Origin of the sequence: Psychromonas arctica DSM 14288, assembly GCF_000482725.1 — a bacterium.
Lineage (GTDB): Bacteria > Pseudomonadota > Gammaproteobacteria > Enterobacterales > Psychromonadaceae > Psychromonas > Psychromonas arctica.
In genome coordinates this window covers 157,160-169,610 of sequence record NZ_KI519477.1, presented here as the reverse complement: position 1 = coordinate 169,610, position 12,451 = coordinate 157,160, and the positions used below count along the sequence as shown (strand labels likewise).

At 40.3% G+C, this 12,451-nt stretch carries 10 protein-coding genes; 5 read left to right on the top strand and 5 right to left on the bottom strand.

Annotated elements, in window-relative coordinates:
* Positions 1-127 precede the first annotated feature (127 nt).
* Both rbsK and H592_RS0112305 read left to right on the top strand, forming a co-directional pair.
* A complete protein-coding gene (rbsK, locus tag H592_RS0112310; RefSeq protein ID WP_028869024.1) occupies positions 128-1,048 on the top strand; it encodes a ribokinase in 921 nt (306 codons plus the stop codon).
* Between the two features lie 36 nt (positions 1,049-1,084).
* Entirely contained in the window at positions 1,085-2,098 is a 1,014-nt protein-coding gene (locus tag H592_RS0112305; RefSeq protein ID WP_028869023.1) for a substrate-binding domain-containing protein, read from the top strand.
* Between the two features lie 174 nt (positions 2,099-2,272).
* On the opposite strand, the gene ilvD is transcribed toward H592_RS0112305, so the two are convergent.
* The 3 genes from ilvD to ilvG form a co-directional block, all read right to left on the bottom strand.
* Positions 2,273-4,111, bottom strand: coding sequence for a dihydroxy-acid dehydratase (gene ilvD, locus H592_RS0112300; RefSeq protein ID WP_028869022.1), 1,839 nt, complete (start codon positions 4,109-4,111; stop codon positions 2,273-2,275).
* A 102-nt stretch (positions 4,112-4,213) separates the two neighbouring features.
* Positions 4,214-4,471 carry an acetolactate synthase 2 small subunit gene (ilvM, locus tag H592_RS0112295; protein WP_028869021.1) on the bottom strand — a complete coding sequence of 86 codons (258 nt, stop codon included), beginning with the start codon at positions 4,469-4,471 and terminating at the stop codon, positions 4,214-4,216.
* Complete coding sequence (gene ilvG, locus H592_RS0112290; protein ID WP_028869020.1) at positions 4,468-6,114, bottom strand: acetolactate synthase 2 catalytic subunit; 1,647 nt, start codon at positions 6,112-6,114, stop codon at positions 4,468-4,470. Before ilvG ends, ilvM begins: the two co-directional genes overlap by 4 nt.
* 341 nt (positions 6,115-6,455) lie before the next feature.
* On the opposite strand from ilvG, the gene H592_RS0112285 reads away from it, so the two are divergent.
* From H592_RS0112285 to H592_RS0112275, 3 genes are all read left to right on the top strand, one after another.
* Positions 6,456-7,976 (top strand): YifB family Mg chelatase-like AAA ATPase, encoded by a 1,521-nt coding sequence (locus H592_RS0112285; protein WP_028869019.1) that lies wholly within the window; start codon positions 6,456-6,458, stop codon positions 7,974-7,976.
* Between the two features lie 154 nt (positions 7,977-8,130).
* The gene (locus H592_RS0112280) at positions 8,131-8,568 is read left to right on the top strand and encodes a universal stress protein (protein ID WP_028869018.1); all 438 of its coding nucleotides are present in this window, start codon (positions 8,131-8,133) and stop codon (positions 8,566-8,568) included.
* Positions 8,569-8,771: 203 nt separating this feature from the next.
* Positions 8,772-9,674, top strand: coding sequence for a LysR substrate-binding domain-containing protein (locus tag H592_RS0112275; protein WP_028869017.1), 903 nt, complete (start codon positions 8,772-8,774; stop codon positions 9,672-9,674).
* Between the two features lie 180 nt (positions 9,675-9,854).
* On the opposite strand, the gene H592_RS0112270 is transcribed toward H592_RS0112275, so the two are convergent.
* Both H592_RS0112270 and H592_RS0112265 read right to left on the bottom strand, forming a co-directional pair.
* Positions 9,855-10,700: a beta-keto acid cleavage family enzyme gene (locus H592_RS0112270; RefSeq protein ID WP_037071737.1), complete on the bottom strand. Its 846-nt coding sequence runs from the start codon at positions 10,698-10,700 to the stop codon at positions 9,855-9,857.
* Between the two features lie 2 nt (positions 10,701-10,702).
* Complete coding sequence (locus H592_RS0112265; RefSeq protein WP_028869015.1) at positions 10,703-12,034, bottom strand: aspartate aminotransferase family protein; 1,332 nt, start codon at positions 12,032-12,034, stop codon at positions 10,703-10,705.
* Positions 12,035-12,451: the final 417 nt, after the last annotated feature.

The window sequence follows — 12,451 nt, the reverse complement described above, 5'->3', positions numbered from 1 at the left end:
TACGTAAAGTGACCTCTCTTATTTACACTTATTTAGTATTTTTATTTATTAGTCTCTATTTATTAATATGTTATGTATATTAGCTTAGTAGGCTAATAGTATTTAACCCATCTCAAAAGGTATTTTTATGCGTCAACTAACAGTACTAGGCAGTGTTAATGCAGATCATGTTCTGAGGGTTGGTAGCTTTCCCCGTCCAGGGGAAACATTACATGGGCAAGGTTACTCTGTTATTGCCGGTGGTAAAGGAGCAAACCAAGCGGTTGCTGCTGCACGTTTAGGGGCAAATGTTAGCTTTATTGCCTGTGTAGGAGACGATAGTTTTGGTCTTAATATTCGTCAAGAATTTGAAAAAGACGGTATTAATATTGATGCAGTAATGATCGAAAAGGATACGCCAACTGGGATTGCAATGATTCAGGTTGCAGCAACGGGAGAAAACAGTATTTGTATTTCTGCTGAAGCCAATGCATGTTTAACACCACAGCGTATTGCTGCACATACTAGTATCATCGAACAGGCTGATATGTTGTTATTACAACTAGAAGTGCCAATGGAAAGCATCGAGTATGCCGCTGAAATTGCCAATAAATCCGGTACGACTGTTATTCTCAACCCTGCACCAGCTCAACATCTAAGTGATAAATTGTTGAAACTGATCGATATTATTACCCCGAATGAAACAGAAGCTGAAATACTGACTGGGATTAAAGTATTTGATGCAAAATCAGCACAATTAGCTGCAGATGTGCTGCATAAAAAACAGATTAAAACCGTGTTGATCACCTTAGGCAGTCAAGGGGTGTGGTTAAGCAAAGATGGTGAAGGCTCTCAGATTATGGGCTATAAAGTTGATGCGGTTGATACTACGGCGGCAGGTGATACCTTTAACGGTGCTTTTTTAACTGCGTTATTAGAAGATAAGTCTTTAGAAGAAGCGGTACAATTTGCTCATGCTGCAGCCGCTATTACGGTGACCGGTCAAGGTGCTCAATCCTCTATTCCATATCGTCAAGATGTAACTGAGTTCTTAACTGAAAGAGCATAGCTGCAAGAGCATAACTGCAAGGAAATAAATAAAGAAATGGCCACTATTAAAGATGTAGCAAAGCATGCCCAAGTTTCTACTTCCACCGTGAGTCATGTATTAAATAAGACTCGCTATGTTAGTGAAGCTGTTACCGAAAAAGTGTTAACCGCCGTAGAGGCATTGAATTACGCTCCCTCTGCGCTTGCTCGTAGCCTAAAGTTAAAAAACACGCATACTTTTGGTATGTTAGTGACGACTTCAATTAACCCTTTTTTTGCTGAAGTAGTAAAAGGAGTAGAGCGTCGTTGTTATGAGCAGGGGTACAATTTATTGTTATGTAACACCGAGGGAGATTTTGACCGGCTGCGTTTTAATATTGATATGTTATTGCAAAAAAGAGTGGATGGATTGTTGCTAATGAGCGATGAATTAGTGAACCAAAATATAGATATTTTTGCGCGACATAAGCCCGTACCCACAGTCGTTATGGACTCCGGTGAAACACACTTTCCTGCTGATAAAATTCAAGACAACTCCTATCGCGGTGGATATATTGCAACTCAGCACTTGATTAAGCAGGGTCATACCAGCATTGGCTGTATCCATGGTCCGTTAGATAAACCCACGGCAAAGAAACGTTACGCTGGTTTTAAGCAGGCAATGCTGGATGCAAACCTCATTATTAATGATCATTGGATAGTACCGGCAAACTTTGAATGTGAAGGTGGTGCGATTGCATTTAAAGCTTTATACGATCAAGGAACTCTGCCAACGGCATTATTTGTGTGCAACGACATGATGGCAATGGGAGTGATTAATATGGCCAATGAGCTAGGGTTATCAATTCCTGATGATTTGTCTATTATTGGATACGATGATATTAAAATAGCGCGTTATATGAGCCCCTCGCTCACCACCATTCATCAATCTAAGTTTCATCTTGGCCAACAAGCGTTTGATACTTTATTAGATAAAATACAAACTCAACGAGATACTGATTTAGAGATCCAGCTTGAACCTACTTTGGTTGAAAGATCTAGCGTGAAGCCCAATAGAAAAAATAGCTGATATTATTTTCACTAAAGCAATCTAGGGCTATTGCTTACCATCACTATTGTTTATAAATGATAAACAATAAAAAAGCCCATTATGATTCATAATCAGAATGGGCTTTTTCTTTATCTATTTTATTTAAATAGTTATTTTAGTTTATTCAATACCTAGATTTAAGGCTGTTTAAGGCTATTTAAGTTTAGATAAATCGCGTACTGCACCTTTATCTGCTGATGTTGCCATCATTGCATACACTTTTAATGCTGCCGAAATAGGGCGGATACGGTCAACAGGTTTCCAGCCGATAGCATCTTGCTTAGCGCGACGTTCAGTAAGTACTTGTTCAGATACTTTTAAGTCCATTGCACGTGTTGGAATGTTGATATCGATGATGTCACCGTTTTCAATTAAACCAATCACACCACCCGCCGCAGCTTCTGGTGAAACGTGACCAATTGACAGGCCAGAAGTACCACCTGAGAAACGACCATCAGTGATCAATGCACACTGCTTGCCTAGTCCCATTGATTTTAGGTAAGACGTTGGGTAAAGCATTTCTTGCATACCTGGACCACCTTGTGGACCTTCGTAACGAATAACAACGACATCACCAGCAACCACTTTACCACCTAATATCGCTTCAACCGCATCATCTTGGCTTTCGTATATTTTAGCTGGGCCCGTAAAGGTTAGGTTATCGTCATCAACACCCGCAGTTTTAACTACCGCGCCATCAACTGCCATATTACCGAATAGTACGGCTAAACCACCTTCGGTACTGAAAGCGTTGTCTATTGAGCGGACACAACCATTTTTACGATCATTATCTACGGTATCCCAACGACAAGATTGGCTAAATGCTTTCACGGTACGGATACCTGCAGGACCTGCACGATAAAAGTCGATAATTGCTTGGTCTTTAGTTTGCATGATATCGTATTTTGCTAATTGCTCTTTCATGGTTGGACTTAGAATAGTTGGGATATCGCTATTTAATAAACCTGCTCTATCTAACTCGCCTAAAATAGCCATTACACCACCGGCACGATGTACATCTTCCATATGGTATTCAGGTGTTGAAGGTGCCACTTTACAAAGCTGCGGAATACGACGAGACATCTCATCCATGTCTGCAACGGTAAAGTCTAACTCTGCTTCTTGTGCACACGCTAAAAGGTGAAGAATGGTGTTGGTTGAACCACCCATTGCAATATCCAGTGCCATTGCATTTTCAAAAGCAGGGCGGCCTGCAATAGATCGCGGTAATACAGAGTAGTCATCTTCTTGGTAGTGACGTTTTGCAATCTCAACAATACGACGACCAGCTTCTAGGAATAAGTTTTCACGATCTGCATGTGTGGCTAGCATTGAACCATTACCAGGTAGTGATAAACCTAATGCTTCGGTTAGACAGTTCATAGAGTTCGCGGTAAACATACCAGAACAAGAACCACAAGTAGGACAAGCACTGCGTTCTACTTTTTCTAAATCTTCATCAGAGACGTTTTTATCAGGTCCCATTACCATTGCATCAACAAGGTCTAGTTTGATAATTTGGTCAGAAAGCTTAGTTTTACCCGCTTCCATTGGTCCGCCTGATACAAATATAACTGGGATGTTTAAGCGTAATGCCGCCATTAACATTCCCGGTGTTATTTTGTCACAGTTAGAGATACAAACAATGGCATCTGCACAGTGTGCGTTGACCATATATTCAATTGAATCTGCGATTAAATCACGTGAAGGTAGGCTGTATAACATACCCGAGTGACCCATTGCGATACCATCATCAATCGCAATAGTATTAAATTCTTTAGCGATACCTCCGGCTTTTTCGATTTCACGAGCAACCAATTGGCCCATATCTTTTAAATGGACGTGTCCCGGTACAAACTGTGTAAATGAGTTTGCGATAGCAATGATCGGTTTTCCGAAGTCATCATCTTTTACACCAGTTGCGCGCCATAATGCACGAGCACCTGCCATGTTACGACCGTGTGTTGATGTTTTTGAACGATAAACTGGCATGTTAATTTCCTTAAGCTACTTGCTGGCCAAACTACTTGGCGCTGATATAAATAAGTGTTAATAGCAGTAAAGCAGATATCCTGTTAAGGCACAATCTGCAATTTACGCTGTTGCTTTGATATTTTTTTCTTGTTGTAAGGTCGCTACTTGCTTGACCCCTACAATTTTTTCAATCTGCTTAGTCAATAAGCTAATGTTTCGCTCACTGGCCACGGTAATCGTAATGTGTAAGGTTTGTTGTGAATTGCCTGTTTCTGCATTGATGTTAGTAGTGGTAAATCCTCTATGACGACAAACTCGCAATAATCGCTCTAAAAACTCTGGGCTATTTTTAGCTTCAATAATTAATAAAGACTTCATTCGATACTCTCCATCATTTTGTCATTAGGTGCACCAGGTGGCACTAACGGCCAAACATTCTCAGCTTCTGAAATTGAAACATGCAATAAATAAGGCCCCTCACTAGTCAATAAACGTTGTAATGCTTGGCTTATTTGCGACTTAGTTTTAATGGTTTCACCTGGGATATCAAAAGCACTCGCTAAGGTCACAAAATCTGGATTATCAGTTAATATGGTTTCACTGAATCGACTGTTAAAAAACAGCTCTTGCCATTGTCGCACCATGCCTAAGCGTTGGTTATCAATCAATAGGATTTTAATCGGTAATTTTTTACGTTTAATGGTACCTAATTCTTGTACGTTCATCATAAATGAACCATCACCAGAAATGGCAATCACCATATCATCAGGTCGAGCAACTTGTGCACCTACCGCTGCAGGGACACCAAATCCCATGGTGCCTAATCCTGAACTGGTAATGTGGTTTTCAGGGCGATCGACAAACATATGTTGTGCAACCCACATTTGATGCTGCCCTACATCGCTGCAAATCACCGTATCACCTGGGATCGACTGAGCAAGCTGACGTAATAATGCTGGCGCAAAAATAGGCTCACCAGGATGGTCATATCGACTCACATGCTTTGCTTTCATTGTCGCTATATGCTTTTTCCAGGGAGTAATATTAGGTTTAATAGTGATCGCGGGCAAAACCTGTTTCAAGTCATCAGTCATTGAAAGGGTTACTTGGCGTAATTTATCTATTTCAGCAGCATCAATATCTAAATGGATCACCTTTGCATTAGGTGCAAACTCATCCAGTTTGCCTGTCACTCGGTCATCGAAACGCGCCCCAATAGCAATTAATAAGTCACACTCTTGAATCGCTAAATTGGATGCTTTACTACCATGCATACCTACCATTCCCATAAAGTAGGGGGAGTGATGAGGAATGCAACCAATTGCTTTTAATGTACAAACACTGGGTATTCTTGTCTGTTCAATAAAGTCTCGCAATTCACTGACTGCATTGGCCATACCAACACCACCACCAACATACAGCAGTGGTTTATTTGATGATTCAATCATCAGTTTAGCTTGTGCAATCAGTCGGTTGTCTAAATAATTATTACTATGAACTAATTTTGCAAGCGTATGTGCAACACTGGGACCGATTTGAATATCTTTAGGTAAGTCGATGAGTACTGGACCAGGCCGACCTGTGGTTGCTATTTCAAAGGCTTGTTCAATAATAGGGCCAAGCTGGTCTGCGCTTTGTACCATAAAGCTATGTTTGGTGCAGGCTAATGATAAACCAAATACATCAATTTCTTGGAAGGCATCGGTACCAATTAAATTGGTAGGTACTTGCCCGGTGATCGCTATAATAGGAATTGAATCTAATAATGCATCCGCTAAGCCTGTGATCAGATTGGTTGCACCAGGGCCTGACGTGGCGATACATACGCCAACTTTACCCGTTGCTCTAGCATACCCGATTGCTGCCATCGCAGCACCTTGCTCATGGCGGCAAAGTAAGTGTTTAACACCTCCATCATATAATGCATCGTAGAGCGGCATAATAGCACCGCCTGGGTAGCCAAATACCTGCGTTACGTTTTGTTCTTTTAAAGCGTGTACAACAAAGTTTGCACCATTCATGTGCTTTTCCTGAATTTAATGAAGGTAATCAAAGGCATTCAAAAACTGCCAATTTGAATTTTAAAAAGGGTGCTCTTTATAGCAAAAAAGCGCTTATCAAACAACATTTGTCACATTTTTAAGCAAATTATTGGTAGAACAATCACTTGTTCGCGTTTTGTAGCGCAACCTATTCGATACTGTATTTAATAGATGATCGCGTTTTACTAAATGATGGATTTTGATTGGCGACCGAGTTTTACTGAATGACGGGTTTGATGGTTTACTTAGCTTTGATAGTAACAAAGCTTTAATGGTAAACAGGTTAAAGCGAAAGCTATTGTTTAAAAAAGGAGCACAACATGGCGTTAGCAAGGTTAGTTTGCCGAGCTATTTCAGGCGTAGATGCACCGGAAGTTGAGGTGGAAGTTCATCTAGGTACTGGTTTGCCTGGTTTTTCGTTGGTTGGCTTGCCTGAAACCTCGGTTAAAGAAGCAAAGGACAGAGTACGTAGCGCGATTCTCAATAGCCATTATAAGTTTCCTAGTAAAAGGATTACCGTTAATTTAGCCCCTGCGAACCTGCCTAAAGAAGGAGGGCGTTTCGACTTGGCAATCGCGTTAGGCATTTTAATTGCCTCAGAACAAATTCAATGTTCTGATATTTTGAATTATGAATGTTATGGCGAATTATCGTTGTCCGGTGAATTACGTGGTGTTGATGGCATTATTCCCTGTGCGCTCGCTGCAAAAAAACAACAGCGACAAGTTATAGTTTGTACCGATAATCAACATGAGTGCGCCTTAACCGGAGCTCAAGGTTTTGTTGCACCTCACCTTTTAGATGTGTGCGCTTTTTTACAGCAACAAACAACGTTACAGGCTGTACAGCAAAGTGCGGCACCAGTGAGTAAAGAGAGCGAGGTTGATTTTTCCGATGTGTTAGGTCAGGAACAAGCGAAAAGAGTGTTGGAAGTGGCTGCTGCGGGATCTCATAATTTACTGTTAATTGGTCCTCCGGGAACAGGTAAAAGTATGCTTGCTGAGCGTTTTATGACGCTTTTACCTAATTTAGAAGAGGAACAAGCTTTACAGACCGCTGCGGTTTATTCCGTCTGTGGTAAACAACGTGACGATTGGTTTTTACCTCCTTATCGTGCGCCACATCATAGTGCATCGGCTGTTGCATTAGTTGGTGGCGGAGGGAAGCCTAAGCCGGGAGAAATTTCCTTATCTCACCATGGCGTTTTATTCCTTGACGAACTACCTGAATTCCCAAGGCAAGTATTGGACAGTTTGCGCCAGCCAATGGAAACACATGACGTAACTATTTCAAGAGCGGCTAACCAAGTTACCTTTCCCGCACATTTTCAACTCATTGCTGCCATGAATCCGAGCCCTTGCGGTCATATATCTGGAAATTTAAGGCGTAGTACGCCGGACCAAATATTACGTTACCTAAATCGTTTGTCAGGCCCTTTTTTAGATCGATTTTCTCTGTCGCTAATGGTGCCATTATTGCCTAAAGGCATGTTGGCGGAATCTCAGCAAGGTGCAAAAAACTTAACTGAAAAGAGCTGTGATGTAAAACAAAGAGTGTTAAAAGCAAGGAAAATTCAGCTTCAGCGTCAGGGCAAGTTAAACCATTATTTGTCTAGCCAGGAAATCAATGAGTTTTGTATATTAAGCCAGCAAGATGCCTTGTTTTTGGAGCAAGCGATTGAGAAAATGGGCTTGTCGATTCGTGCTTGGCATAGCCTGTTAAAAGTGGCAAGAAGCATTGCCGATCTTCACGCCCAACCTGACATTTCAAAAGCACACTTATGCGAAGCGTTAACATATAGAGCGATGGATCGTTTATTAAAAAGTGTGGCACACGAATAATTAGGGACAAATTTTTCCTTTTCAGTTTTAACAGTAAAAGCTAGTTCAAATTAAACACTTTAGGATCTAACTTTCCCTTTCTATATGGCTGTATTGTTCATATACTTGTTACGTAAAATTCAGATTCTGCTACTCCCAAATAAGAGTAAAAATTATGTATAAAAATATCCTTGTTCCTATCGATTTAAATGAAAAAGGCTTTTCAGATAAAGCTGTGCAACTCGCTATTTGGTATGGTAAAAATACCGATGCCCATATACATCTTTTAACCGTTTTACCAGGCGTGCATATGTCGATGGTTGCGACTTACTTTCCTAAAGATGCAGCACAAAAAATGAAAGCTGATATAAAAACACAGTTGGCTAAATTTGCTGAATCACAAATGAAAGAAAAAATTGATTACACAACCTATGTTGCAGAAGGTAAAGCATATAAAACGATCATCAAATATGCAGAAAAATTGAAAGTAGATTTGATCATTATGCCTAGCCATAAACGTTCAAAGGTAGATAAGGTTATGTTAGGTTCTGTTGCCAGTAAAGTGGTACAAAACTCACCTGTACATGTGTTAGTTGTAAAACCACAAGGTTAAACTTATACCCGTTACCCTTATTTGCTAACAACTAAGATGCTTACCTCATAACTTGCTGAAGAAAGCATCGCGGTTGGTAACGGTTATATTACATTAACGAGGTCGTTTATCTTTAATCAGATTGGTGAGCGGCTGAATTTTAATGCTATTTCTTCTTTGCTAATTCCTCTGCCTAACATTAATTGTTCGTATGGTGAAACGTGATGCTTAATGAAGCCAACTTACCCTCAATAAAAGCTTTACGAACCTTTGTTGCCGTTGCTAATAACTTGAGTTTTTCAAAAGCGGCAAAAGAGTTGTTTGTTACTCAAGGTGCTGTGAGTAAACAAATATCGGTGTTAGAACAGCAATTACAACAACCTCTATTCAGTCGGCACCTTAATGGTATTAAATTATCTTCGGCTGGTGAAAGTTATCTCCCTAAAATCATAGAAGCCCTTGAAATAATTCAATATGCAACCACGAGTTTGAACACAAAAGATCATGCCCAAGAAGTACTAACATTAAATGTAACACCTTCATTTGCAAGCTTATGGTTAGTCCCTCGTATTGAAGCGTTCCATCATTTAAATAACAAAATTCAAGTCAGTATCAAAACTGGTGATGGTCCAATCAATCAAACTAACGGCGATAGCGATCTTTCTATTCGTTGCTTACCTATCTCAGCGCATTATGAAAATGCGACTCTATTACGACGTGAGCGTCTTGTATTAGTCGCTTCTGCCAAGTTAATGATGAATAATCCGATAACTTGTATTGAAGATATTAAAAAGCAAACCTTGATCCCGCATATCACTCGTCCTCACCTCTGGGAGCAATTTAAAAAATACAAAGGGTTAGTTTATAACAGTCAATATAGTGCCACTGGGTTTGAGCATTTTTATATGTCTTTAGAAGCGGCAAAAGATGGTTTAGGCCTTGCTCTCCTACCCGATTTTATGGTCGAAGGATCGTTACAAAGTGGCGATTTAGTTAATCCTCTTAATTTATCGATGCAAACCAGTTATGGTTATTATGTCTTTGTACCTAGCTATAGGCTTTCTTCCAGAAAGATTTATGAATTTAGTCGTTGGTTAAGCCATTGTTTGGGCAAAGATTGTAATTAAAGCTGCTAGGCTAGGTGAAGAAAGCGAAATAAAAAGGTTAAGGGAAAAAGAAAGTGCTGAATAACTACACTTTCTTTTTTATTTTGAAGGTTTTGATTTGAAGATCGATTTACGCTATTTTGAACAGAGCTAAGCTCATTTAGCTTAGCCTAACTCAGCTTAACCTAACTTTAACCTAGCTTAACTTAACAAGGCTTTACGGAAACTGTGTGCATCATGAAGATCTATATTCAGTAAACTGGTTAACGCTTTAATATCCGTTACTTGTTGTGCATTGCTATGTGCCTTTGCACCATGGCTATTATGCAGGTTATTTTCAAATCCTACTCGAATATCCGCGCCCATTAACATTGCGCTCAATAAGCATTTTTGCTCACTCGGCCCAAAGGCACAAGCCGCCCAGCGTTTTTCACTACTTTCCATTAATTGCAGAAAATCAGGTTGCTTTAAAAAGGGCAATAAGTCTTTAGGTGAAGATAATAAATCTTTATGGTATCGCCCTAAAACAAATAACAGATGGTGGTTTTTATTCGCTAAGATCCCCTGTTTAACTAAACTAAAATAACGTGTTAAATCTGCCGGCGAATACAAAATATATTGTGCAATCATGCCGCTATCAGCAACCCAATTGAAGAATTTTTCTGCTTCTGGTAAGTAAGAGTCATCGGGAATAAGCTCATTGAGCCCAAACGAAGCAGCTTCAGGCGTTGTTTCTTTGATTAGTTGCATCTGTTGTTGCGGTGTATATTGGCCAATTGCTTCAGTGGTTAGCTGCACGATCACACTGTCACCAACCGCGGCTTTGACTGCCTCTTGAGTTAATAGATTATCGTCAATCGCCAAAGAATGTAGGCCATTTTTATCCCTTGCGTGTAAATGCACCATGGCTGCACCTGCATCTCGACATGCAATTACGTCAGCAACGATCTCTGCGGTCGTTATTGGCAAAGCAGGATGATCCTGTTTGGTTTTTCTTGCGCCATTAGGGGCAACAATAATCGCTACTTTATCATCGATAGTTTGCATATTTATACCCACCCCTTAGCTGCTTCAATTAAAGCAGAGGTTAATTTACTGACTAATTCATCAAGCTGTTCATCATTAATAATAAAAGGTGGTGCAATTAAAATATGATGACCTTGTTTCCCGTCTATAGTCCCCGCCATTGGATAACACATTAAGCCATGTTGCATTGCAATGTTCTTCACTTTTTTATTCGCTTCAGTACTGCTTGCTAATGGTTTTTTTGTAGACTTATCTGCGACTAATTCAACGCCTAAAAAGAGTCCTCGTCCTCTTATATCACCGACATAAGGCAAAGGCTGAAGTGCCATCTGAAGCTTGCTTTTTAGCTTATTACCTTGTTCGCTCACCCTCTCTAATAAATGTTCATCTAGAATAGTGTTGATAGTTGCTAAGGCTGATGCGCATGCCATCGGGTGGGCCATAAAGGTATGGCCATGTTGAAAAAATCCACTGCCATTAGCGATAGCATCATAAATCTTACTGCTTGCAACCACTGCGCCGATAGGTTGGTAACCTGCGCCTAGTCCTTTGGCCATGGTCACTAAGTCTGGAATTATTTTATCTTGTTCAAATGCATAAAAGGTCCCCGTGCGGCCAATGCCACACATCACTTCATCAAGAATTAAAAGTACATCATATTGGTCACAAATTTCACGTATACGTTTAAAGTAACCTTCCGTTGCTGGCACGGCACCTGTGGTTGCTCCAACTACTGGCTCAGCGACAAATGCCATCACATTGTCTGCTCCAACTTCAAGTATCTTTATCTCTAGCTCATTGGCTACGCGCATTGAATAGTCTAGCTCTGTTTCATTCTCTCTTTGATCTCGATAGGCGTAACAAGGGGAGATATGATGAACCGATGAAAGTAAGGGTCTAAAAGGTTCCTTGCGCCATTCGTTACCACCAACAGCTAATGCGCCTAAAGTATTGCCATGATAACTTTGTCGTCTCGCAATGAACTGTGTTTTTTGTGGTTTTCCTATTTCAACAAAATACTGTCGAGCCATCTTCAATGCCGACTCTACTGCTTCTGAACCACCGCTTGCAAAATAAACATGATTGAGAGGATCAGGCGCTAAGTCTGTTAATATTGTAGCGAGATCTTCACTTGCTTGGTTGGTAAAAAAACCTGTATGCGCGAACGGTATTGCATCGAGTTGTTGTTTAATCGCATCTTTAACTGCGGTGTGGTTATGCCCTAAATTAGATACAGCAGCGCCTCCACAACCATCTAAATATTGTTTACCTTCAGTATCAAATAAATAAACCCCTTCGCCCGAAGCAATAGAAGGAAGTTTGGCATGGCAGTGGCGATGAAATACATGTGTCATTAGCGGATAACCCTTGTTGTATATATCCAATTACCTGAGCAAGTAAGTATCAGCAGGTTGCTTGGTTATAAAAGAAAGTAATCCTGATTTTGGTCTATTTTTATTAAACAGACAAAGTAATTAAAGTGAAGGGGTATGAGTAATTGGAATAGTAAGCAGAGCTGCTACTATTAAAGAAAGTAACTGCTAGTGATACTCACGTTGTCTCGATAATCACAAAAGATCAAAGCTCAATATGGTTACATCATTATCAGCTTTCTTTTCAGATAAGAGAAAGACGTGTCGCCGACAGGGCGAAATAAACGTTAATGATAATCAAACTGCCTCGACGAGCACAGACGAGCTGACTTTCTCACTGTAAGTAGCCACGACGAGCGCAGGCGAGCTAAAACCCCAAGCAAACTGGCAGACATATAG